The sequence below is a fragment of the Blastococcus sp. SYSU DS0828 genome (assembly GCF_054050975.1).
In genome coordinates this window covers 64,802-88,765 of the sequence record NZ_JBJHAK010000012.1, presented here as the reverse complement: position 1 = coordinate 88,765, position 23,964 = coordinate 64,802, and the positions used below count along the sequence as shown (strand labels likewise).

The following is a 23,964-nucleotide window of genomic DNA, read 5'->3' as shown; positions in this document are numbered from 1 at the left end:
CACGCGGCCCGTCCTGCGCGCGGCCCGGCGACCGCGGTCCCACCCGAAAGGGGGAGCCGGCCCGGGCGGTGCTCCAGCCACCTCCGCGATCGACCGTCCAGTCGGGGGACACCCCCGACCGGTCAGGGAGAGATTCCTCGTGGCGAGCACCGTCCTCGACGTCCGCACCGCCGCCCGGGCGCCGCAGCTCGACGCGACGCGGCCCGCGCCGGATGCCGCCGCGCGGCGGATCCCGGTCCCGGTGCTCGGGGCGGGGGTGCTCGCCGTCCTCGAGGCCGTCGGCCTGCTCGCGGTCGGCCTGACCCGGGCCGATGCCGTGCTCGCCACCCCGGTGCGCCCGGCCGGCTGGGTCGTGGCCGGCGCCCTGTTCGTGCTGGCCGGGTGGATCGTGCTCACCGCCGGTGCCGGGGCGGCGCTGATCGAGGGCTCCGACCGGAAGCTGCTCGTCGTCACCTCGGTGGTCGAGCTCGCCGCGGTGTCGGTGCTGGGCGGCATGGCGGTCCTGCTGCCGCTGCCGACCGCGCTGACCGGGGGGCTGCCGCTGCCGCTGCTGTTCGCGGCCGCCTTCGCGCTACCGATCGGGAAACTGCTGCTCGTGGACGCGCCCACCGCCCGGGCCTGGGTGCTGCGGGGGCCGCGGGTCCGCGTGCGCCGTCCCGATCCGGTGACCGTCCACCGGTCGCTGTGCGCGCTCACCCTCGGGTGCATCGCCCTCGTGCTGGGCGGCCTCGCGGTCCTCCAGCCGGTCGACGTCGAGCCGGCGGGACCCGCGTCGAGCGTCGTCTCGCAGCCCTGACCCGGCGTCGGCCGCCCGCCCGGGCGACCGGCGGCGAGCGCGCCGCCTAGGCTCACCGGCGTGAGTGATCGGCACATCCTGACCGCCGTCGCGTGGCCCTACGCCAACGGCCCGCGGCACATCGGCCACGTCTCCGGCTTCGGCGTCCCCTCCGACGTCTTCAGCCGCTACCACCGGATGGCCGGTGACCGGGTGCTGATGGTGAGCGGCACCGACGAGCACGGCACCCCGATCACGGTCGCCGCCGACGCCGAGGGGATCACGCCCCGGCAGATCGCCGACCGGAACAACCGGATCATCGTGGGCGACCTGCAGTCGCTGGGGTTGAGCTACGACCTGTTCACCCGGACGACGACGGCCAACCACGCGCAGATCAGCCAGGAGATCTTCCTCGGCCTGCTGAAGAACGGCTACGTCTTCCCGAAGACGACGCTCGGCGCGATCAGCCCCTCGACCGGCCGCACCCTGCCCGACCGCTACATCGAGGGCACCTGCCCGATCTGCGGGTACGACGGCGCGCGCGGCGACCAGTGCGACAACTGCGGCAACCAGCTCGACCCGGTCGAGCTGATCAACCCGGTCAGCAAGATCAACGGCGAGACGCCGAAGTTCGTCGAGGAGGAGCACTACTTCCTCGACCTGCCCGCCTTCACCCGGGCGCTCGGCGACTGGCTCGCCACCCGGAAGAGCTGGCGGCCCAACGTCCTGAACTTCAGCGTCAACCTGCTGGAGGACCTCAAGCCGCGCAGCTACACCCGCGACATCGACTGGGGCGTCCCGGTGCCGCTGGACGGCTGGCGCGACCGCAACGACAAGCGCATCTACGTCTGGTTCGACGCCGTCGTCGGCTACCTGTCGGCGTCGATCGAGTGGGCCCGCCGCTCCGGGGACCCGGACGCCTGGCGCCAGTGGTGGCAGACGCCGGATGCGTCCGCCTACTACTTCATGGGCAAGGACAACATCGTCTTCCACTCCGAGATCTGGCCCGCCCAGCTGCTCGGCTACAACGGCGAGGGCGACAAGGGTGGGACGCCGGGCTCGCTCGGCCGGCTCAACCTGCCCACCGAGGTGGTCTCCAGCGAGTTCCTCACCATGGAGGGGCGCAAGTTCTCGTCCTCCCGCAACGTGGTCATCTACGTGCGGGACTTCCTGGCCCGGTACGACGCCGACGCGCTGCGCTACTTCATCGCCGTGGCCGGGCCGGAGAACCAGGACACCGACTTCACCTGGGCGGAGTTCCTGCGCCGCAACAACGACGAGCTGGTCGCCGGCTGGGGCAACCTGGTCAACCGCACGGTGTCGATGGCGGCCAAGAACGTCGGCGCCGTCCCGACCCCGGGCGAGCTCACCGAGGCCGACCGCGCGTTGCTGGACACGACGTCCGGGGCGTTCGCACCCGTCGGCGAGCTGCTGTCCCGCAACCGGCAGAAGGCCGCCATCGGCGAGGCGATGCGCGTGGTCGGCGAGGCCAACAAGTACCTGTCGGACCAGGCGCCGTGGAAGCTCAAGGAGGACCCGGCCCGCCGGGACACCGTGCTGCACACCGCGCTGCAGGCGATCAAGGACTGCAACGCGCTGCTGACGCCGTTCCTCCCGCACTCGGCGCAGAAGGTGCACGAGCTGCTCGGCGGCACGGGGGTGTGGTCGCCCGCCCCGCGGATCGAGGAGGTCACCGACCTCGACGACGGCTCGCCGTACCCGGTCATCACCGGGGATTACGACGAGGGGCAGGCCGGCTGGGGCTCCACCCCGCTCCCGCCGTCGGGCACCCCGCTGGCCCCGCCGACGCCGATCTTCAAGAAGCTCGACGACTCCGTCGTCGCCGAGGAGCTGGCCCGGCTGGAGGAGAAGGCGCAGTGAGCCGGTCGGCCTCCGCCCGCGCCAACAAGCGGGGCGAGGCGCCGCCGTCCCCGGAGCCGCTGCCGGCGCCCGCGCTGGACAGCCACACCCACCTGGACATCGTGCTGGGGGAGCGGCCGGCCGGGGACGAGCACGGCGAGTGGGCGTCCGAGGCCGCCGTCGACGCGGAGATCGCCGCGGCGGAGGCGGTCGGGATCCCGCGGCTGGTGCAGGTCGGGGTCGACGTCGCGTCGTCCCGGTGGTCGGCCGAGCTGGCGGCCCGGCACCCCAACGTGCTCGCCGCCGTCGCGCTGCACCCGAACGAGGCCGGCGCGGGGAAGGCGGACGACGACGCGCTCGCCGAGATCGACCGCCTGGCGGCGCTGCCGCGCGTGCGGGCGGTGGGGGAGACGGGGCTGGACCGCTTCCGCACCGGTCCCGACGGGTGGGCCGCCCAGGAGGCGTCGTTCCGGGCGCACATCCGCATCGCCAAGGAGCACGGCGTCGCGCTGGTCATCCACGACCGGGACGCGCACGAGGAGATCCTCCGGGTCGTCGACGACGAGGGCGCGCCCGAGCACGTCGTCATGCACTGCTTCTCCGGTGACGCGGCGTTCGCGCGGGCGTGCGTGGCGCGCGGGTACGTGCTCTCCTTCGCCGGCACGCTGACCTTCGCCAACGCCGGCTACCTGAGGGAGGCGGCCGCCCTCGCACCGGTGGACCAGCTGCTGGTGGAGACCGATTCGCCCTTCCTCACCCCGGTCCCGTTCCGCGGGCGCCCGAACGCCTCCCGGCTGGTGCCGCACACGGTCCGCGCACTCGCCGAGGTGACCGGGACCGACCTGACGGAGCTCTGCCACGCCCTCACCGCCACCGCCGAGCGCGTCTTCGGAAGCTGGTAGAAGGCCACCCTTCCCCCCGCGCCTCGCTCCGCTCGGTGCGGGTCCCCGAAGGGTGGCCGTTCCATCCCGTCACCGCGGAGCGGGTCCCGCCGAGCGGGGGCCCGGATGGCTCGCGGGGCGGGACGGGGAGGGCTCCGCGCAAATGGGGACGGCAATTGGTGGCGGTGTCGTCCGGTAGGACGACAATCAACACCGTGGGTCGTCTCATCGCCGTCGTGGTCTTCGTCGCTCTGCTGGTGCCGGGCGTCCTGCTGGCCCGCGCCTGGGGGCTGGCGGCCGGGCGGCGGGCCGTCGCCGCCGCGGGGGTGGAGCTGGCCCAGCCCACCCGGGAGGGGGCCGCGGTCCTGCAGCGTCAGGCGCTGCACGGCCGTCGCTGGCGGTGGCTGGGCCTGCTCCTGGGCATCGCCGGGATCGTGGCCAGCGTGGTGGTGCTCGCCGAGGCCTCGGTGTTCCTGTGGCTGCCGCTGCTCGTGGTCGGCTCGCTGGCGGGCGTCCTGCTGGCCGAGGTCACCCGGCCGCGACCGCGCTGGCAGCTGAGCTCGCCGGCCCGGCGACCGCGCCAGGGGGAGCAGATCTCGGGCTGGCTGGTGTGGACGATGCGGGTGGTGGTCGCCGCCGAGCTGCTGCTGGCCGGGTGGTTGTGGTCCTCGGGTGACCTCGGGGGTGCCGTGGCCTGGGCGGTCGTCGCCGTGCCGCTGGCCGCCTGGTTGCTGGCCGAGGTGGCCCTGCTGCGCGCCCTCCTCCGTCCGCTGCCCGCCGACGGCGCCGACGTGCCCGTGGACGAGGCGCTGCGCACCTGGACGGCGCACCTGGTCGTCGCCGCCGCGAGCGTGAGCGCCCTGCTGCCGCTGGGCACGCTGCTGCTCCGGGTCGGCCTGGACCTGGGGGACCAGATCGGCGAGGGCTTCGACGTGCTGCCCGTCGCGTTCGTGGCCGGGGGCTTCTCCGCGCTGGCCGCGGGGCTCGCGGTGGCCGCCTTCCTGCTGAGCTGGCTGCGCCCGGTGCGGTCCAGCGCGGTCGCGCTCGCCGGCTGAGATCGGCCGGGTGCCCGTCCGGGGCACCCCTTACGCCGTGTGCTTGATCACCGCGCATCCGGGCGGCGGTCGTCCCGCACGGCGCCCGAACCCGGCGCGGTCGTCACTGCTCGTGTCGGCGAGTCGACACAGCGGAGGCGGCGACTGCTGCTTCACTGCTCGTGCACCATCGCCATGCGCAGAGTGTTCGTTATCGTGTCGTGACCGACAGCCGGGGTGGAGGAACGACCGGGTGGCGCCATCGCGGGGGAACCCGCCGGCCGCCGCCCGGGCCGCCGAGCGGCCGAGGCCGCTCCGGCGGCCCCGTCACCCTCCTGCCCGGGTTCTGTGACCCCTGGAAGTGTCGTGCGCCGCTCCTTGCAGCTCAGCCTCTTCGCCCTCGTCCTGCTCGGACTGGTGGGCGGGACGCTGGCCTTCTTCCTCGCCCAGAAGTCCGTCTCGCTGACCGTGGACGGGCAGACCCGGGACGTCGGCACCTACGCCGGCACGGTGGCCGAGGTGCTGGAGGAAGAGGGGCTCACGCTCACCGCCCACGACGTCGTGCTCCCGTCGCCCGATCAGGCGGTGGCCGACGGCGACGCCGTCGTCCTCACCCGGGCCCGGCCGCTCGAGCTGACCGTGGACGGCGTCTCGCGCCAGGTGCAGGTCACCGCCCTGTCGGTCGAGGAGGCGCTGGACCAGCTGGGCTTCCGCGCCGACGGCCTGGTGCTCTCGGCCAGCCGCAGCGATCGCCTCCCGCTGGAGGGGATGCAGCTGAGCATCACCACGCCGAAGGACGTCGTGCTCGTCGCCGACGGGCAGGAGCGGGTGGTCACCACCACCGCCGCCACGGCCGGCGACCTGCTCGCCGAGCAGGGCATCGCGCTCAGCGAGACCGACCGCACCAGCCTGCGGCCGTCCCAGGCCCTGCTCAACCGCATGCGGCTGCAGGTGTACCGGGTGCAGGTCTCCGAGGTCACCGAGACGACCCCCATCGCCCACGGGCGGGTGGAGACCAAGGACGCCGAGGCGTTCCAGGGTGACGAGACGGTGACCGTCCCGGGCGTCGACGGCGAGCAGTCGACGACCTACCGGGTGACCGTCGTCGACGGTCGCGAGACCAGCCGTGAGGAGCTCTCCCGCACCGTCACCCGCGCGCCGGTCGACGAGCACGTCACGGTCGGCACCAAGGCCCGCCCGACCAACCGCCCTGCCGCCGATGGTCTGAACTGGTCGGCGCTGGCCGCGTGCGAGTCCGGCGGGCGCCCGAACGCGGTCAGCGGCACCGGCAAGTACCGCGGCATGTACCAGTTCTCGCAGGCCACCTGGAACGCGGTCGGGGGGGCCGGTGACCCGGCGGCCGCGTCGGCCGACGAGCAGACCTACCGCGCCCAGCTGCTGTACCAGCGCTCCGGGGCGGGCCAGTGGCCGCACTGCGGCCCCCGCCTGTTCAGCTGATCCGCTGAGCACCGCACCCGAGCAGCCGGACGGGTTGCTGGGCCCGGCCGCCATCCGCGAGCTGGCCCAGCGGCTCGACCTGCGCCCCACCAAGACCCTCGGGCAGAACTTCCTGCACGACGCCAACACGATCCGGCGGATCGTGCGGACCGCGGACCTGCGGCCCGACGACGTCGTCCTCGAGGTGGGTCCCGGGCTGGGCTCGCTGACCCTCGGCCTGCTGCCGGCCGCCGCGCAGGTGACGGCGGTGGAGATCGACCCGCGGCTGGCCGCGCTCCTGCCCGAGACCGTCGCCGCGCGCCGCCCCGACCTCGCCGACCGGCTCACCGTGGTCCAGGCCGACGCGCTGCGGGTCCAGGAGCTGCCCGGGCCCCCGCCCACCGCGCTGGTGGCGAACCTGCCCTACAACATCGCGGTGCCGGTGCTGCTGCACCTGCTGGAGCTGCTGCCCACCCTCGACCGGGCGCTGGTGCTCGTGCAGGCGGAGGTGGCCGAACGGCTGGCCGCCGCGCCCGGGACGTCCGCGTACGGCGTCCCCTCGGTCAAGGCCGCCTGGTACGGCGAGGTGCGCCGGGCCGGCAACGTCGGCCGCCGGGTCTTCTGGCCCGAGCCCAACGTCGACTCGGGGCTGGTGGCCCTCGTCCGCCGGCCGCCCCCAGCGGGGGACCGGGAGGCGACCTTCGCCGTGGTGGACGCGGCCTTCGGCATGCGGCGCAAGGGCTTGCGGGCGGCGCTGGCCCGCTGGGCGGGCGGCCCCGCCGCGGCCGAGGCGCGCCTGCGCGCCGCCGGCATCGAGCCCTCCGCCCGCGGTGAGCAGCTCTCCCTCGCCGACTTCGCCCGGCTGGCCGGCACCGGAGCGGTGCAGCCGTGAGCGGCCGGGACGCGGTGGTCGTCCGGGCGCCGGCGAAGATCAACGTGCACCTGGGCGTGGGACCCCTGCGCGCCGACGGGTTCCACGCGCTGCAGACCATCTACCTCGCCGTGTCGCTGCACGACACCGTCACCGCGCGGCCGGGCGAGGGGCTGTCCCTGCGGGTGACCGGGGAGGGGGCCGGCGCGGCCGACGGCCCGGGGCAGGTGCCCGCCGACCGCACCAACCTGGTCTGGCGGGCCGCGGAGCTGCTCGCCGCGCACGCGGGCGTCCGCGCCGACGCCGACCTGGAGGTGTCCAAGAGCATCCCGGTCGCCGCGGGGCTGGCCGGCGGCAGCGCCGACGCGGCGGCGACGCTGGTGGCGCTGGACGCGCTCTGGGGGACCCGGGCCGGCCGCGAGGACCTGCTGTCGCTCGCCGCCGAGCTGGGCAGCGACGTGCCGTTCGCCCTCGTCGGCGGTGTCGCCCTGGGCACGGGCCGGGGGGAGCAGGTCTCACCGGTGCTCACCGGCGGGCGCTGGCACTGGGTGCTCGGCATCGCCGGGGAGGGGTTGTCCACCCCGGCCGTCTACGCCGAGCTCGACCGGATGCGCGCCGCCGGCCGGCTGCCCGACGCGGCCGGGCCGACGCCGGCCGACCCGGTGCTCGCCGCGCTGCGCTCGGGCTCGACGACGGAGCTCGCCGCTGCCCTGGTCAACGACCTGCAGCCGGCCGCCCTGGCCCTGCGGCCGGAGCTGCGCCGGGCGCTGCGCGCGGCCGAGGACGCCGGCGCCCGCGCCGTGCTGGTGAGCGGCTCGGGACCCACGGTGGCCGCGCTCGCGGCCGACGAGCGGTCCGCCGTCCGGCTCGCGGCCGAGCTCGCCGGCGTCGGCGCGTTCCGCACGGTGCGGGCCGTCACGGGCCCGGTCCCCGGGGCCCGGCCGACCGCCTGACGGGAGCCCGCGGGATCGCCCCGCGGGCTCCGGAGCTCAGCTGCCGGTGGCCGCGGGCAGCCGCCGCTTGGCCGCCAGCCGCACGGGGTCGGGCCACTTGACGTTCCAGGCCCAGCCGAGCTTCTCGAACACCCAGATGGTGCGGGCGCTGATGTCGATCTGCCCGCGCAGCACGCCGTGCCGGGCGCAGGTCGGGTCGGCGTGGTGGAGGTTGTGCCACGACTCGCCCGCGCTGAGGATCGCCAGCGGCCAGAAGTTCGTCGCGCGGTCACGGCCCGGGGAGACGAACGGGCGGTCGCCGACCACGTGGCAGACCGAGTTGATCGACCAGGTGACGTGGTGCAGCAGCGCGATGCGGACCAGCCCCGCCCAGAAGAACGCCGTCCAGGCGCCGGCCCAGCTCATCGTCACCAGGCCGCCGATGACGGCCGGGAGGAAAAGGCTGATCGCCGCCCACACCACGAACAGCCGGTCGGTGGTGACCAGCGCGGAGTCCTTCATCAGGTCGGGTGCGTAGCGCTCCTGGCTGGTCTTGCGCCGCTCGAACAGCCAGCCGAGGTGGGCGTGGAACATGCCCTTGAGCAGCGCGCGGGCGTCGCTGCCGTAGCGCCACGGCGAGTGCGGGTCGCCGTCGCGGTCGGAGAAGGCGTGGTGCCGCCGGTGGTCGGCCACCCACTGCACGACCGGGCCCTGCACCGCCATGGACCCGGCGACGGCCAGCAGCAGCCGGAGCGGGCGCTTGGCCTTGAAGGAGCCGTGCGTGAAGTACCGGTGGTAGCCCACGGTCACGCCGAGGAGCGTGAAGAAGTAGAAGCCGACGGCGAGCCCCACGTCGAGCCAGGACAGCCCCCAGCCCCACACGGCCGGGACGACGGCCGCCAGGGCGAGGAAGGGCACCACCACGAAGACGTAGAGGGTGACGATCTCCAGGACGCTCTTGCGTCGGCCGATCGCGTTGGCCGGGAGCCCGGCGTGCGGTTCCGCGGGACGCGGAGGAGCCATGGGCCGGGTGCGGGCAGGAGCAGACAAGGGGCCTCCGAGGGCGACCGGTGGGGGATCGGCCGGCGCGCACTGGGGCCCGGCTGCGTGGCCGTAACGTACGGCACCCCGGGTGAGTCGGCGAGCCGACGGCGGGGGATCGGTCCCCACGCGGGTGCTGCCCACGCCGGCGGGGCCCTAGGCTCGTCCCGGGCGCCGCTCCCCGGCGCCCTCCGGGCCGGCACGGCCCGGGGATGGGGGATGGGGTAATCGGCAGCCCGCCGGCCTTTGGAGCCGGGAAGTCTCGGTTCGAGTCCGAGTCCCCCAGCGCAACCCGCCGACGCCGATCGAGGAGTTCCGTGACCCACGTGCAGCCGGCCCCTGCCCACGCCGCGCCGGCGGTGGCCGCCGTCGTCGTCCTGGCCGCCGGGCAGGGCACCCGCATGCGCTCGACCACCCCGAAGGTGCTGCACCCGCTGGGCGGGCGCAGCATGCTCGGCCACGTGCTCGCCGCCACGGAGCCGCTCGGCGCCGGCGCGACGGTCGTGGTGGTCGGCTCCGGGCGCGACCAGGTCGAGGAGCACCTGGCGCAGATCGCGCCCACCGCGCTGCCCGTCGTCCAGGAGGAGCAGCTGGGCTCGGGGCACGCGGCCGCGGTCGCCCTGGCCGCGGTCCCGGAACTCGAGGGGCCGGTGCTGCTGGTCAACGGTGACGCACCGCTGCTCCGGGCGGCGACCGTGGCGCGCCTGGTGGACGAGCACCTGCGGGCGGGGAACGTGCTCACGGTCCTCACCGCGGAGGTGGCCGACCCGACCGGTCTGGGCCGCATCGTGCGGGACGCCGACGGCCGGGTGCGCGCGATCGTGGAGCAGCGCGACGCCACACCGGAGCAGCGGGCGATCCGCGAGATCAACGCCGGCGTCTACGTCGGCGACGCCGCGGTCCTCCGGTCGTCGCTGGGCCGCATCGACGCCGGCAACGACCAGGGCGAGCTCTACGTCACCGACGTCCTCGGTCTGCTCGTCGGCGACGGGGCGCCGGTCGGCGGGGTGCGTGCCGAGGATCCCGACGACGTGCTCGGCTGCAACGACCGGGTGGAGCTGGCCGCCCGCCGGCGCACCCTCAACGACCGGGTGCTCGCCGAGCTCATGCGCAGCGGCGTCACCGTCGTCGACCCGCTCACCACGTGGGTCGACGTCACCGTGACGGTGGGCCGCGACGCCGTCCTGGAGCCCGGCACGCACCTCCAGGGGGTGACCTCGGTGGGTGATGCTGCCCACGTGGGCCCGGACACCACGCTGGTCGACACCGAGGTGGGGGAGGGAGCCACCGTGGTGCGGGCGCACGCGGTCGGTGCGCGGATCGGTCCGCGGGTCTCGGTCGGCCCGTTCGCCTACCTGCGGCCGGGCACCGACCTCGCGGCCGGGGCGAAGGTCGGCACCTTCGTGGAGACGAAGAACGCGCAGGTGGGGGAGGGTGCGAAGATCCCGCACCTGTCCTACGTCGGCGACGCCACGATCGGCCGCGGCACCAACATCGGGGCGGCCACCGTGTTCGTCAACTACGACGGCGTGGCCAAGCACCGCACGACGATCGGCGACCACGCGCGCACCGGCGCCGACAACATGTTCGTGGCGCCGGTCACGGTGGGCGACGGCGCCTACACCGCCGCGGGGTCGGTCATCACCTCCGATGTGCCCCCCGGGGCGATGGCCGTCGCCCGGGCACCCCAGCGCAATGTGGCAGGCTGGGTACGTCGCCGACGGCCCGGTTCGCCCGCTGCGGAGGCCGCGGCAGCGGCCGAGAACCGGACCGAGGCACCCGGGGAGGACCGGTCCGGGCCCTCCCGTGCGGACTCCGACAGCTAGGGGCAGCGAGCCGATGAGCGCCATCCGGCAGACGACGAACAAGAGCATGATGCTCTTCTCCGGCCGGGCCTACCCCGCGCTGGCCGACGAGATCGCCGGTCACCTGGGCGTGACCCCCACCCCGACGGCCGCCTACGAGTTCGCCAACGGCGAGCTGTTCGTGCGCTTCGAGGAGTCGGTGCGCGGCTGCGATGCCTTCGTGGTGCAGAGCCACACCGCCCCGATCAACACGTGGCTGATGGAGCAGCTGATCATGGTCGACGCGCTCAAGCGCGCCTCGGCCAAGCGGATCACCGTCGTCGCGCCGTTCTTCCCCTACGCCCGGCAGGACAAGAAGCACCGCGGGCGCGAGCCCATCTCCGCCCGGCTGGTCGCCGACATGTTCAAGACCGCCGGCGCCGACCGGCTGATGACCGTCGACCTGCACACCGCCCAGATCCAGGGCTTCTTCGACGGCCCGGTCGACCACCTCTTCGCCCTCGACCTGCTGGTCAAGCACGTCTGCGACCGCTGGGGCGACCGCGACATCACCGTCGTCTCGCCGGACTCCGGCCGGGTCCGGGTCTCCGAGCGGTGGAGCGACAAGCTCGGCGGCACCCCGCTGGCCTTCATCCACAAGACCCGCGACCCGCTGGTCGCCAACGAGGTCGTCGCCAACCGCGTCGTCGGTGAGGTCGAGGGCCGGGTCTGCATCCTGGTCGACGACATGATCGACACCGGCGGCACGATCGTGAAGGCCGCCGAGACGCTGTTCGAAGCGGGCGCCGCCGACGTGATCGTCACGGCCACGCACGGCGTGCTGTCGGGCCCCGCGGTCGAGCGGCTGTCCAACAGCAAGGTCAGCGAGGTCATCGTGACCAACACGCTGCCGATCGAGCCGGAGCGGCAGTTCGACAAGCTCACCGTCCTCTCCATCGCCCCGCTGCTCGCGCGGGCGATCAAGGAGGTCTTCGAGGACGGCTCGGTCACCAGCCTGTTCGACGGCGCCAGCTGACACACCGGTCCGCGCCCGCCGGTCGTCCCCTGGGAGGATGGCCGGCGTGCCGGCTCGCTGCAGACTCGGTGACGCGCAGGTCGCCGCCGTCGCCCGCTACCACTTCGGCCTGGTCGGCTCCGCGCCGGACCTGCCCGCCGCGGAGGAGTACGAGGACGCCCAGGGCGTGGTCGTGGCGACCTCCGACGGCGAGGACCTGACCGTCGCGGAGGTGCCGCGCTGGGAGCCGCCGGCCGCGGTGGCGGCCCGGCTCCGCGAGCGTGGCTGGCAGTCCCCGGCCGCCTGGGTCGGTGCCCCGCCGGCCGACGTCTCGAGCCTGCCGCCCCGGCTGCTGGTGCTGCTGCCGGCGGCCGGGCTCCCGCCGGACTCCGCGGCGCTGGCGCAGCGTGCCGCCGCCTGGGGACCGGCCCGCACCAGGGGGCGGGAGGTCGTCGTCCTGCCGGTCCCGGTGACGCCGGGGAGCCCCGAGGTCCCGGCCGAGGAGGTCGCCGCCGCGTACGGGGCGACCCTGCTGGGCAGCGAGCTCGGCGTCGCCCCGCCCCGCACCGGGGGGCTCGTCGTCTTCTGCACCGGGCTCTCCGGCGCCGGCAAGTCGACCATCGCCGCCCGCCTGGTGGAGCTGCTGGTCGAGCGTGGGCGGACCGTGACGCTGCTCGACGGCGACGAGGTGCGCCACCACCTCTCCGCGGGCCTGGGTTTCTCGCGGGCCGACCGGGACACCAACGTCCTGCGCATCGGCTGGGTGGCCGCGCAGATCGCCAAGCACGGCGGCGTCGCGGTCTGCGCCCCCATCGCCCCCTACGCCGAGGTGCGCACCGCCGTCCGCAGGGAGGTCGAGCGGCAGGCCGGACCGGGCAGCTTCGTGCTGGTGCACGTGGCGACGTCGCTGGCGGACTGCGAGGCGCGCGACCGCAAGGGGCTCTACGCCAAGGCGCGGCGCGGGGAGATCCCGGCGTTCACCGGGATCAGCGATCCGTACGAGGCGCCGACCGATGCCGAGGTCACCGTCGGCACCAGTGGGCGGACGGTCGACGACTGCGCGCGGCAGGTGCTCGACGCGGTGCTCGGCGGCTGACCGGGCTGGGGTAACCTGGCTCCCGTTGCCCGGCGAGGGAGACGGTCCACCCGTACTCCGTGATCGACGTGCGTGTGCCCCGTGGGGTGTGCTGCGCCCGGTCGCCGGCCCGCAGACCGATCCACCTTCCGAGGAGCACATTCACCGTGGCTGACTACCGTCTCGAGGCCGAGACCCGCACCGAGTTCGGCAAGGGCAGCGCCCGCCGCACCCGGCGCGCCGGCCGCGTCCCCGCCGTCCTCTACGGGCACGGCCAGGACGTCGTCCACCTCTCGCTGCCGGCGCGCGAGTTCGCCGCGGCGCTGCGCAACGGTGGCGCCAACGCCCTGCTGACCATCGTCCTGGACGGCAAGGAGCAGCTGGCGCTGACCAAGGCCGTCCAGCGCGACCCGCTGACCCGCGTGCACGAGCACGTCGACCTGCTGGTCGTCCGCCGCGGCGAGAAGACCACCGTCGACGTGCCGATCGTCGTCGTCGGTCAGCCGGCGCCGGACGCCATCCCGAACCACCAGCTGAACACCGTCTCCATCGAGGCGGACGCGACGCGCCTGCCGGACAGCATCGAGGTCGACGTCACCGGCCGCGACGCCGGGCAGAACATCACCGCCGGCGACCTGGTCCTGCCGGCCGGTTCGACCTTGATCACCGACCCCGAGGCACTGGTCATCGGCTTCCTGGGTGCGCCCACGGCCGAGGCGCTCGAGGCCGAGCTCGCCGACGCCGAGGCCGAGGCCGGCATCGAGCGCGAGGAGTCCGCGGAGGCGGCCGAGGGCGCCGGCGAGGGCGACGTCGTCCCCGAGCCCCTGGCGCAGGGCAGCGGCGAGTCGATGGACGCCGCCGAGAACAGCAAGAACGACTGAGGCATCCGCTGATCGAGAGCACGGCCCGCAGGGGCGCCGGCACCGCCGGCGCCCCTGCGGCGTCCCCGCCGCCCGAGGGGCCCTACCTGGTCGTCGGGCTGGGCAACCCCGGGCCGGCGTACGCCGGCAACCGGCACAACGTCGGCGCGATGGTCCTCGAGGAGCTCGCCCGTCGAGCCGGGATCCGGCTCGCCCCGGGCAAGGGTGCCCGTTCCCGCGCGGTCTCCGGCGAGGGCCGGCTGGCGGGCAGGCGAGTCGTGCTCGCGCAGCCCACGACCTACATGAACGAGTCCGGTGGCCCGGTGCGCGGCCTGCTCGACTACCACAAGCTCCCGGCCGAGCAGCTGGTCGTCGTCCACGACGAGCTGGACATCGACTTCGGGGTGGTGCGGCTCAAGCGCGGGGGTGGGGAGGGCGGCCACAACGGGCTGCGCTCGATCACCCGGTCCACCGGCACCAAGGACTACCTGCGGGTGCGGGTCGGCATCGGCCGGCCTCCCGGTCGGCAGGACCCCGCCGACTTCGTGCTGAAGGACTTCTCGGCGACCGAGCGCAAGGAGCTGGATCTGCTGCTCGTGGAGGCCGCAGACGCCACCGAGCTCCTCCTCACCAGCGGCCTGGAGGCCGCGCAGAACCAGGTCCACCCCCGCGGCTGACGACCGTCGCCGGGCGTTCCGCGGCCCTATCGGGTGACAGGGTGACGCTTCGTGTTGACGCCCGCCCTGACGCGCTGTGAGGGTTGCTCTCGATCAGCACCGCTACGTGCCGGGTTGCTTCCCTGCTCAGGCCGCCGCGCGCCGGCCGACGGCAGTAGCCGACTACGGTGCGTGACGTTCGGGGGGACGCATGCTTCTGGACCGCCAGCAGGCGAGCTCGGGTGAGGTGATCCTGCCGGGGGCCCCCGGCGGATCCGCCGCCGCTCCCGGGCGTACGCGGCTGCCCGCCCGTCGCTCCGCGCCGGCCTGGGTGCGGTCCTACACGGTGACGCTCGTCGGGGTGGAGAGCGTGCTGGCCGCCGTCGCGAGCGGCACCGTGCTGCTGGCCCGTGCCGCACCCGCCGGGCCGGGCACGGCGCTCTTCTGGGCCGCGCTCGGTCTCGTGCTGGCCTGGCCGGTGCTCCTGGCGGCCACCGGTGCCTACTCCGAACGGTCGTACGGCACCGGCAGCGACGAGTACCGCCGTGTCGGCCGCGCAGGCCTGCTGCTCCTGGGCGGGACCAGCTTCCTCTCCTACGCCGCCGCGCTGGAGCTGAGTCGCGCGCTCGTCGTCGTGGCCATCCCTGCCCTCACCGCTGCCACGCTGCTCGGCCGGTACGTCGCCCGCACCCGGCTGCGCGCCCTCCGGGCGCAGGGCCGGTGCACGAAGAAGGTCGTCGTCGTGGGGCGTGGCGGTGCGGTGCTGGAGCTGGTCGGGCGGCTGCAGCGGGAACGCTTCGGCGGGCTGGAGGTCGTCGCCGCCGCCGTCACCCCGGCCGACCGGGTGCGGGTCGCCGAGCGCGCCGGCGTCCCCGTGGCGGGCCTGGACGACGTCCTGCTCCTCGCCGACACCTACGGGGCGGACACCATCGCGGTCACCTCCGCCAGCGAGACGGCGGCGCAGTACCTGCGGCAGCTGTCCTGGCAGCTGGAGGGCACCGGGCTCGAGCTCCTCGTGGCCCCGGGCCTGATCGAGGTCGCCGGGCCGCGGCTGCACATCCGCCCCTTCGAGGGGCTGCCGCTGCTGGCGGTGGAGGAGCCGTGCTTCGAGGGGTGGCGACGCGTCGTCAAGGGCGGCATGGACCGCGCCGTGGCGGCTCTGGCGCTGCTCGCCCTCTCGCCGGTGCTGCTGCTCATCGCCGCGGCCGTGCGGCTCACCAGCCCCGGCCCGGTGCTCTACCGCCAGGAGCGGGTCGGCCTGGGTGGGCGGACCTTCACGATGCTGAAGTTCCGCAGCATGGTGGTCGACGCCGACCAGCAGCTCGACGCCCTGCGCGCGGAGAACATCTCCGACGGCCCGCTGTTCAAGATCCGGGCAGATCCGCGGGTCACGCCGGTCGGGCGGCTGCTGCGCCGGCTCTCCCTCGACGAGCTGCCCCAGCTGCTCAACGTGCTCGGCGGAGCCATGTCGCTGGTGGGGCCGCGCCCACCGCTGCCCGCCGAGGTGGCGCGCTACGACTCCTCGGTGAGCCGCCGGCTGCTGGTCAAGCCCGGGCTCACCGGGCTCTGGCAGATCTCCGGCCGCAGCGACCTCTCGTGGGAGGAGTCCGTGCGCCTGGACCTCCGGTACGTGGAGAACTGGTCGCTGGCGCTGGACGTCGTGATCCTCTGGAAGACCGGGCGGGCCGTGCTGTCGCGCTCCGGCGCCTACTGACCTCCCCCTCGCGAGCGTCACCCGCACGGGTCATCCGGCCCCCGGAACCGTCCGCCCCGGCCCGCGAGGCGACGAAGCTCCTGGTCAGAGGACGTGGAACGGCACCCAGGTGGCCGGTTCCGCTGCACCAGGAGACGGACGGAGGGGCCATGCGGATCGCCATGGTCGGCACGCGCGGCGTACCCGCGCGGTACGGCGGGTTCGAGACCGCGGTCGAGGAGGTCGGTCGCCGGCTCGCCGAGCGGGGGCACCAGGTGGTCGTGTACTGCCGCACCGCCCCGGGTCAGGAGGCTCGGCCCGAACGCCACCTCGGCATGGAGCTGGTGCACCTCCCCGCCGCCCGCAAGCGGTCGCTGGAGACGCTGAGCCACTCGGCGCTCTCCGTGGCCCACCTGCTGGCGCACCGCACGGACGCGGCCTTCGTGTTCAACGCGGCCAACGCCCCCCTCCTCCCGGCCCTGCGCGCCGCCCGGATCCCGGTCGCCACGCACGTCGACGGGCTGGAGTGGAAGCGCGCCAAGTGGGGCCCGATCGGGCAGCGCTACTACCGCGCGGCCGAGGCGCTGGCGGTCCGCTGGTCCGATGCCCTCATCGCCGACGCCCAGGGCATCGCCGACTACTACCGGTCGGAGTTCGGGGTGCCCACGACACTGCTGACCTACGGCGCCCCGATCATCGAACCGGGCACCGGCAAGCTCGCCGAGCTGGGGCTCACCCCGGGCGGGTACCACCTCGTGGTCGCCCGATTCGAGCCGGAGAACCACGTCGACGTCATCGTCGACGGGTACCGGCGCAGCCGGGCGCGCAAGCCGCTGGTCGTGGTCGGCTCCGCCCCCTACTCGGACGCGTACACCGCACGGGTGCACGGGCTCGCCGATGGGCGGGTGCGCTTCCTCGGCGGCGTGTGGGACCAGGAGCAGCTCGACCAGCTCTACGCCCACGCCTACACCTACCTGCACGGTCACTCGGTCGGTGGCACCAACCCCTCGCTGCTGCGCGCGATCGGCGCCGGTACCGCCGTCCTGGCCTACGACGTGGACTTCAACCGTGAGGTGATCGAGGACTCCGGCCGGTTCTTCGGCAGCCCCGCGGACGTGGCCTCGCTCGTGGACGCCGCCGAGGCCGACCCGGGCGCGGTCCGCCGCGCCGGCGTGCGGGCACGCGAACTGGCCCGGGGATACGACTGGGACTCGGTCGCCGCCGGCTACGAGCAGCTCGCCCGCCGGCTGGCCGGGCGCCAGGTGCCGAGCCGACGCCCGTCGGGCCGGCGCCTCCCCGAGCCCGGCTCGCTCCCTGCGCCGGTCCCCTTCCCGCGGGCGGCGGCGAGGGACGAGTCGGTGGCGGGCGGGCCGGCCGATCTGGCGTCCGACGTCATCCCGTTCCCCGGGGCTCAGCAGTGACGGCGACCCGCGCCGCGCAGCCGGCCCCGACGGGAGCCGAGGACTTCCGGACCACGGTGCGCCGCCTGTCCGCGGCGCAGAAGGGTGCCCAGGGGGCGCCTGCCTACTCGCGGTTCGTCAACCGCAAGCTGGGCCGGGTCCTCGCTGCGGCGGCCTTCCACGCGCGGCTGACCCCCAACGTGGTCACGGGCGTCAGCGCCGTGTTCACCACCTCGGCCATCGTGCTGCTCGCGCTCGGGAGCCCGTCGTGGACGACCGGGGTGGCCGTCTCCGTGCTCCTCGCGGTCGGGTACGCGTTCGACGCCGCGGACGGGCAGCTGGCCCGGCTGCGCGGTGGCGGGTCGCCCGCCGGCGAGTGGCTCGACCACATGGTGGACGCGGCCAAGACCTCTTCACTGCACCTGGCCGTGCTGATCCACCTCTACCGCTCCGAGGCGGTGCCCCGGGGGGTGTGGCTGCTGGTGCCCCTCGGGTTCTGCGTCGTCGCCGCGGTGCTCTTCTTCGGCACCATGCTGAACGAGGCGCTGCGCGAGCGGCACGGGGCGCGGACGCGGGCCGAGCGCACCGACGAGCGCCCCAGCGTGCTCCGCTCGCTCCTGGTCGTGCCCACGGACTACGGCCTGCTCTGCTGGGTGTTCGTCCTGCTGGGCGCACCCGCGGTCTTCTTCTCCGCCTACACCTTCCTCTTCGCCGCGACGGCCGGGTACCTGGTGCTCGCCTGCGGCAAGTGGTTCCGCGAGATCGGACGGTTGCCCCGATGACGACGCCCACCGGCACCACCGGCGCACCTCCGCCGGCGCGCCGCCGCCTTCTGATCGTCGCCGTGGCGGTGCTCCTCGTGGCCGGCCTCGTGGGCCTCGCCGTCACGCTCGGCGGGAACGACGGGCCGGCGACGGGAACGACGGGAGCCGCCGCCGATCCGACCTCGGTGGCCACGGGTACCGCGGTCCCCCCGCCGCCCCCGACGCCCGAGCCGACCGGGCCGACGGAGGACGTGGACGAGCTGCCGGCGCCGCTGCCGGAGGTCGCGCTGGAGGCGACGGCGGACGCGGGGACCGGGGTCACCGCCTCGCTGCCGTCGATCCGCGGGATCGAGGGCACCGCCACCGGGCCGGGCAACATCGCCGGGCCGGCCGTGCAGGTGACCGTGCGGGTCACCAACGGCACGGGCGAACCGCTGTCGGTCAGCGGCGTCGCGGTGAACATGTACTACAGCGACGATCGCACCCCGGCCTCCCCGCTGGAGGACCCGTCGCAGCGCCCGCTCTCCGGGATGCTCGCCGCGGGGGAGAGCGCGGAGGGCGTCTACGTCTTCAGCGTGCCCGCCGATTCCCGGGACCTCGTCACCGTGGAGGTGGGCTACGAGGCGGGTGCGCCGCTGCTGCTCTTCACCGGTCCCGTCCGCTGATCCGAGGCCCCGTGGACCGGGGCCACCTGCTCGACCCGCGATCCCCGACCGGGGCCGGCCGCTGCGGCGGCCGGCCCCGGTCGTCGTCGTGGGCGGCCCCGAGGCGGGGCCCGCCGCCGTCGCCCGGCGACCGGACCCAATCACTGAGCGTCACATTTTGCCCTGTACGAGTGGTGCGAGCCGCCGGGTGTCACCGGATCAGGCGGTTGCGCCAGGCGGCTCGCCCGGTCGATCGTCACTCTGAGTATTCAGAACCGGTCCGTCTGCGGGCCGGTCGGGGCGAGACGGGGGAGCGGGATGGAGTCACGCGCGGGGAGGCCGGCGACGCGGTTGCTGGCCGGGGTGACCAGTGCCCTGCTGTGCCTGGGCACGATCGTGCTCGCCGGCCCGGCCGCGCGGGCGGACTCCGCTCCCCTCGGCCCGCCGGCCACCGACCCGGTGACCGTCTCGGCAGACCCGCTGCCGACCGTCCAGGTGAACGGGGTGGTGTGGTCGCAGGTCGTCGTCGGCACCACCGTCTACGCGGCCGGCTCGTTCACCCGTGCCCGCCCGGCCGGGGCCCCCCTGGGTGTCGGTGAGGTCGTGCGCAACAACCTGCTGGCCTTCGACATCCGGACCGGGGAGCTGGTCCCCTCCTTCGCGCCCGACCTCAACGCCCAGGCGCTCGCCGTGACCGCGTCCCCCGACGGGAAGCGCGTCTACGTCGGTGGCGACTTCACGGTGGCGAACGGCCAGCCCCGCAACCGCGTGGCCGCCTACGACACCGCGACCGGGGCGCTGGTCGCCGGGTGGGCCCCGAGCGTCAACAGCCAGGTGCGAGCCCTGGGCGCGACGGGGTCCGCGGTCTACCTGGGCGGCAGTCTGACCGCGGTGGGCGGCGTCAGCCGCACCCGCCTGGCCGCCGTGTCGGCCGCCAACGGCTCGCTGCTCCCGTGGGCCCCGGTGCCGGGCACCGGTCCGACGGACGGCAACCGGCTCCCGCGCTTCGACGCGGACGGCAAGGCCATCCCCGGCACGCTGGACACCGCCGCCAACAGCCGCACCTCCAACGAGGTCATGGCCATCGTCGTCACCGGTGGTGGGAACCAGGTCGTCGTCGGCGGCCGGTTCCACTCGATGAACGGTGCGCGGGCGACGGGCGTCGCGGCGCTGGACCCCGTGTCCGGGGCCAACCGCAGCTTCGCCCTCAACCAGCTGCTCACCAACCAGGGCGTCCACTCCGCCGTCTGGAGCCTCTCCACCGACGGCGCGGTCGTGTACGGGACGGCGTACGACTACTACGGGCCGGGCAACCTCGAGGGCTCCTTCGCCGCCGAGGCCGCGGGCGGCGCGGTCCGGTGGATCGCCGACTGCCGTGGCGACACCTACTCCAGCTTTCCGATGAACGGGGCGCTCTACACCGCCTCGCACGCGCACCGCTGCAGCAACATCGGCGGCTTCCCCGAGCAGCAGCCGCAGGTCTGGAAGCACGCCACCGCGGTGAGCCTCGCCGCGTCGGGGCGGGTCGGCAGCGACACGATGGCCAACGCCAACCTCTACGGCCGGCCGGCGCCGTCGCTGCTCACCTGGTTCCCCGCGTTCGCCCAGGGCACGGTCACCCGGCAGTACCAGGCCGGCTGGAGCGTCACGGGCAACGGCCAGTACCTGGTCTACGGCGGGGAGTTCCCCCGGGTGAACGGCAAGGCCCAGCAGGGCCTCGTCCGCTTCGCCATGCCCTCGATCGCCCCGAACGCGGAAGGGCCGCAGGTCAGCGGCGGCGTCGGCGTGACGCCGGTCGCCGCCGGCACGCTCCGGGTCGGCTGGCAGGGGGCCACCGACCTGGACAACCAGTACCTCACCTACCGCGTGTACCGGGACGGGGCAGCGACGCCGACCGCGACGTTCACCCGTTCCTCTCAGTGGTGGCAGGCCGCGCCGCTGGCGTGGACGGACCGCGGGGCCTCGCCGGGCGCGCACACCTACCGGGTCACGGTCACCGATCCGCACGGCAACGAGGCGGTGATCGGCACGGCCTCGGGCACGTCGTCGGGGTCGGCGACCGCGCGGCCCTACGCCGACGCCGTGCACGCGGACGGGGCAACGAGCTACTGGCCCATGGGCGAGCGCTCGGGCGCCACCGCTTTCGACCAGGGTGGGATCGACGACCTCGGGGCCAGCGGTGGGGTGACCCGGGGCGTCTCCGGCGCGCTGCGCGGCGACACGGACGCCGCCGCGCGGTTCGACGGCACGAACGGGGGGTTCGCCTCGCAGTCGCCGCGGCGCGGCCCGCACACCTTCTCGGTGGAGGCGTGGTTCCAGACCCGGAGCACCACCGGGGGGAAGATCCTCGGGTTCGGTGACGTGCGGACGGGGCTGAGCAACCACTACGACCGGCACCTCTGGCTGGACACCGCCGGGAAGCTGCACTTCGCCGTCTGGCCGGGGCGGCCGTTCGAGCTCGTGACGCCGCGGTCCTACAACGACGGCGCCTACCACCACGTGGTGGCCACGCTCGGCCCGAACGGGCTGAGCCTGTACGTCGACGGCCAGCTGGCGGCCAGTCGTACCGACGGGATCTCGGCGCAGGAGATCACCGGCTACTGGCGGATCGGCGGGGACCGCACCTGGTCGGGCGCCCCGTACTTCCCCGGCTCCATCGACGAGGTGGCGGTGTACCCGACGGTCCTGACCGCGGAGCAGGTCGCCCGGCACCACGCGATCGGCACCACCGGCACCGCGGTCAACGTCGCGCCCACCGCCGTCTTCACGACCGCCGTCGCCGACCTGACCGCCACGGTGGACGCCTCGGCGAGCACCGACGGGGACGGCCGGGTGGCGGCCTACGCCTGGGACTTCGGTGACGGATCGACGGGGACCGGGGTGACCGCGTCCCGCCGGTACGCCGCCCCGGGTACCTACACCGTCACGCTGCGGGTGACCGACGACAAGGGGGCGGTTGGGAGCACGACGCGTCAGGTGACGGTCACGGCGCCCCCGGCGAACCAGCCGCCGGCAGCGGCGTTCACAGCGACCACGGCCGGGCTGACCGCGTGGCTGGACGCTTCGAGCTCCGTCGACCACGACGGCACGGTCACGTCGTACGCCTGGGACTTCGGTGACGGGTCAACCGGCAGCGGTGCGACGGCGTCCCACGACTACGCCACGGCCGGCACCTACCAGGTGCGGTTGACGGTGACCGATGACGACGGCGCGACGCACGGCGTGACCCGTCCGGTGACGGTGGCGGCCTCCGACGGGCCGACGGAGCTGGCCCGGGACACCTTCGGGCGCACCGCGACCAACGGACTGGGCACCGCCGACGCCGGCGGTCCCTGGACGGCGACGGTCGGTGCCGGACGCCAGTCGGTGAGCCCCGGCGTGGCCCAGTTGGCGCTGCCCGGCGCGGGCAACAACACCGGGGCCCACCTGGGCGGCGTGCGGCAGACCTCGGCCGACGTCCGTACGACGTTCGGCCTCTCGGCGACGCCCGCCGGCGCGGGGACGTACGTCTACGCGGTGGGCCGCCGGATCGCCTCGGGCGGGGAGTACCGGGTGCGTCTGCGCGTCATGCCCGACGGCGCGGTGGCGTTGGCGCTGTCCCGGGTCTCCGGCGGGGCCGAGGCATTCCCCGGCGGGGAGGTCGTCGTCCCGGGCGTCACCTGGGCGCCCGGGGTCACGCTCGAGCTGCGTGCCCAGGTGTGGGGCACCGGCACCACGGAGATCCGCGGGACGGTCTGGCGGCAGGGCACCGCGGAGCCGGCCCCGCAGCTGGTGCGCACCGACGCCACCGCGGAGCTGCAGGCCCCCGGCAGCGTCGGGCTGACGGTGCACCGGCCGTCGAGCAACGCGACCCCGACCGCGGTCCGGGTCACCGCCTTCGCGGCGGCCACCGCCGCGACCGGCCCGACCGAGCCCCCCGCCAACGACGTCCCCACGGCCGCGTTCACCTCGTCGGCCGACGGGCTGGTGCTCTCGGTGGACGGCTCGACGTCGACGGACCCCGACGGCACGATCCGCGCGCACGCGTGGTCGTTCGGTGACGGGGAGGAGGCGTCGGGACCGGCGGTGTCGCACACCTACGCCGCCGCCGGCACGTACCTGGTGCGCCTGACGGTCACCGACGACGACGGTGCGACCGCGGTCGCCGAGCGGTCGGTCACCGTGACCGCGCCGCAGTCGAACGGGGCGCCGACAGCGGCCTTCACCTCCTCCGCCGACGGCCTGGTGCTCTCGCTGGACGGACGGGGATCGACCGATCCCGACGGCACCGTGCGGAGCTGGTCCTGGACGTTCGGCGACGGTGCGACCGGGACGGGGGCGACGACGTCGCACACCTACACCGCCGCCGGCACCTACCGCGTCGCGCTCACCGTCACCGACGACGATGGCGCGACCGCCACCCACGAGGCGACGGTGACGGTCAGCGCCCCGGACGAGCCCTCGGCGATCGCCCGCGACGACTTCGAGCGCATCGTGTCGGGTGGCTGGGGAGCCGCCGAGGTGGGCGGCGAGTGGATCCCGTCGGTGGGCGGTGCCCGGCTGTCGGTCGCGGGCGGCGCCGGTGAGCTGGCCCTGCCCGGCGCGGGCAACAACACCGGTGCCTACCTGGCGGGGGTGTCGTCGTCGGCCACCGACGTGACGGCGTCGTTCACCCTGTCCTCGACCCCGACGGGCGCGGGCACCTACCTGTACGTGAGCGGCCGCCGGGTCGGCGCCGGTCAGGAGTACCGGGTCCGGGTGCGGGTGATGGCCGACGGTCGGGTCGCGCTGGCGCTGTCCCGGCTCTCGGGTGGGGAGTCCTTCCCCGGCGGGGAGGTGGTCGTGCCCGGCCTCACCTGGCAGGCGGGGGTGCCGCTGACCGTGCGGGTGCGGACGACGGGGACGGGGACGGGGACGACCGAGATCACCGCGAGCGTGTGGGCCGAGGGGGCGCCGGAGCCGGAGCAGCCGCAGCTGGTGCGCACCGACTCCACCGAGGCGCTGCAGGCGCCGGGTTCGGTCGGGCTGACCGCGCACCGGCCGGGCAGCACGACCGCCGCGACCGCCGTGCGGATCACGGCGTTCGGAACGGTCGTCGCGTCCTGAGACGTCGGTCGGGACCGCCTGGTGGCGGTCCCGGCCGACCGTTCCCGGGTCACTACTCGCTCAGCGCAGTCGGACGCATACGAACGGTCACAGCGGGTTCCCTCGCCGGGGTGAGCGGCACCCTGCGTCACCGGTTCGTGTGATCGACCCCCATGTC

At 74.8% G+C, this 23,964-nt stretch carries 18 protein-coding genes and 1 tRNA gene; 18 read left to right on the top strand and 1 reads right to left on the bottom strand.

Translation table 11 applies throughout. The features are described from left to right. The first annotated feature begins 139 nt into the window (after positions 1 to 139). The 7 genes from ACI79Q_RS11765 (at position 140) to ACI79Q_RS11735 (ending at position 7,811) form a co-directional block, all read left to right on the top strand. On the top strand, positions 140 to 796 hold the full coding sequence (locus ACI79Q_RS11765) for a hypothetical protein (protein ID WP_456614737.1): 657 nt from the start codon (positions 140 to 142) through the stop codon (positions 794 to 796). A 60-nt stretch (positions 797 to 856) separates the two neighbouring features. Then, positions 857 to 2,656 carry a methionine--tRNA ligase gene (metG, locus tag ACI79Q_RS11760; RefSeq protein WP_456614736.1) on the top strand — a complete coding sequence of 600 codons (1,800 nt, stop codon included), beginning with the start codon at positions 857 to 859 and terminating at the stop codon, positions 2,654 to 2,656. Further along, on the top strand, positions 2,653 to 3,537 hold the full coding sequence (locus ACI79Q_RS11755; protein WP_456614735.1) for a TatD family hydrolase: 885 nt from the start codon (positions 2,653 to 2,655) through the stop codon (positions 3,535 to 3,537). The genes metG and ACI79Q_RS11755 overlap by 4 nt, the downstream gene beginning before the upstream one ends. Positions 3,538 to 3,731: 194 nt before the next feature. Next, complete coding sequence (locus ACI79Q_RS11750; protein ID WP_456612916.1) at positions 3,732 to 4,571, top strand: hypothetical protein; 840 nt, start codon at positions 3,732 to 3,734, stop codon at positions 4,569 to 4,571. 345 nt (positions 4,572 to 4,916) lie between these two features. After that, positions 4,917 to 6,008 (top strand): ubiquitin-like domain-containing protein, encoded by a 1,092-nt coding sequence (locus ACI79Q_RS11745; protein ID WP_456614734.1) that lies wholly within the window; start codon positions 4,917 to 4,919, stop codon positions 6,006 to 6,008. A 34-nt stretch (positions 6,009 to 6,042) separates the two neighbouring features. Next, the gene (gene rsmA, locus ACI79Q_RS11740; RefSeq protein WP_456590860.1) at positions 6,043 to 6,879 is read left to right on the top strand and encodes a 16S rRNA (adenine(1518)-N(6)/adenine(1519)-N(6))-dimethyltransferase RsmA; all 837 of its coding nucleotides are present in this window, start codon (positions 6,043 to 6,045) and stop codon (positions 6,877 to 6,879) included. Beyond that, the gene (locus tag ACI79Q_RS11735; RefSeq protein WP_456614733.1) at positions 6,876 to 7,811 is read left to right on the top strand and encodes a 4-(cytidine 5'-diphospho)-2-C-methyl-D-erythritol kinase; all 936 of its coding nucleotides are present in this window, start codon (positions 6,876 to 6,878) and stop codon (positions 7,809 to 7,811) included. Before rsmA ends, ACI79Q_RS11735 begins: the two co-directional genes overlap by 4 nt. 36 nt (positions 7,812 to 7,847) lie before the next feature. On the opposite strand, the gene ACI79Q_RS11730 is transcribed toward ACI79Q_RS11735, so the two are convergent. Then, on the bottom strand, positions 7,848 to 8,813 hold the full coding sequence (locus tag ACI79Q_RS11730; RefSeq protein ID WP_456590858.1) for an acyl-CoA desaturase: 966 nt from the start codon (positions 8,811 to 8,813) through the stop codon (positions 7,848 to 7,850). A 231-nt stretch (positions 8,814 to 9,044) separates the two neighbouring features. Between ACI79Q_RS11730 and ACI79Q_RS11725 the strand changes: the two genes are divergently transcribed. The 11 genes from ACI79Q_RS11725 to ACI79Q_RS11675 all read left to right on the top strand — a co-directional run bounded on the left by ACI79Q_RS11725 (position 9,045) and on the right by ACI79Q_RS11675 (position 23,807). After that, positions 9,045 to 9,117, top strand: a tRNA-Gln gene (locus ACI79Q_RS11725). A gap of 31 nt (positions 9,118 to 9,148) precedes the next feature. After that, entirely contained in the window at positions 9,149 to 10,657 is a 1,509-nt protein-coding gene (gene glmU / locus ACI79Q_RS11720) for a bifunctional UDP-N-acetylglucosamine diphosphorylase/glucosamine-1-phosphate N-acetyltransferase GlmU (RefSeq protein WP_456590857.1), read from the top strand. 13 nt (positions 10,658 to 10,670) lie between these two features. Then, positions 10,671 to 11,651 (top strand): ribose-phosphate diphosphokinase, encoded by a 981-nt coding sequence (locus tag ACI79Q_RS11715; RefSeq protein ID WP_456590856.1) that lies wholly within the window; start codon positions 10,671 to 10,673, stop codon positions 11,649 to 11,651. Positions 11,652 to 11,688: 37 nt separating this feature from the next. After that, a complete protein-coding gene (gene cysC / locus ACI79Q_RS11710) occupies positions 11,689 to 12,726 on the top strand; it encodes an adenylyl-sulfate kinase (RefSeq protein ID WP_456614732.1) in 1,038 nt (345 codons plus the stop codon). A gap of 146 nt (positions 12,727 to 12,872) precedes the next feature. After that, positions 12,873 to 13,586 (top strand): 50S ribosomal protein L25/general stress protein Ctc, encoded by a 714-nt coding sequence (locus ACI79Q_RS11705; RefSeq protein ID WP_456590854.1) that lies wholly within the window; start codon positions 12,873 to 12,875, stop codon positions 13,584 to 13,586. Positions 13,587 to 13,597: 11 nt separating this feature from the next. After that, positions 13,598 to 14,242: an aminoacyl-tRNA hydrolase gene (pth, locus tag ACI79Q_RS11700; RefSeq protein WP_456590901.1), complete on the top strand. Its 645-nt coding sequence runs from the start codon at positions 13,598 to 13,600 to the stop codon at positions 14,240 to 14,242. A gap of 190 nt (positions 14,243 to 14,432) precedes the next feature. Further along, a complete protein-coding gene (locus ACI79Q_RS11695; RefSeq protein WP_456614731.1) occupies positions 14,433 to 15,935 on the top strand; it encodes a sugar transferase in 1,503 nt (500 codons plus the stop codon). Between the two features lie 149 nt (positions 15,936 to 16,084). Beyond that, positions 16,085 to 17,335: a DUF1972 domain-containing protein gene (locus ACI79Q_RS11690; RefSeq protein ID WP_456612920.1), complete on the top strand. Its 1,251-nt coding sequence runs from the start codon at positions 16,085 to 16,087 to the stop codon at positions 17,333 to 17,335. Then, a complete protein-coding gene (locus ACI79Q_RS11685; protein WP_456612921.1) occupies positions 17,332 to 18,096 on the top strand; it encodes a CDP-alcohol phosphatidyltransferase family protein in 765 nt (254 codons plus the stop codon). Before ACI79Q_RS11690 ends, ACI79Q_RS11685 begins: the two co-directional genes overlap by 4 nt. Next, entirely contained in the window at positions 18,093 to 18,743 is a 651-nt protein-coding gene (locus ACI79Q_RS11680; protein ID WP_456612922.1) for a hypothetical protein, read from the top strand. The genes ACI79Q_RS11685 and ACI79Q_RS11680 overlap by 4 nt, the downstream gene beginning before the upstream one ends. A 297-nt stretch (positions 18,744 to 19,040) precedes the next feature. Continuing rightward, the gene (locus tag ACI79Q_RS11675; protein ID WP_456614730.1) at positions 19,041 to 23,807 is read left to right on the top strand and encodes a PKD domain-containing protein; all 4,767 of its coding nucleotides are present in this window, start codon (positions 19,041 to 19,043) and stop codon (positions 23,805 to 23,807) included. Positions 23,808 to 23,964 lie beyond the last annotated feature (157 nt).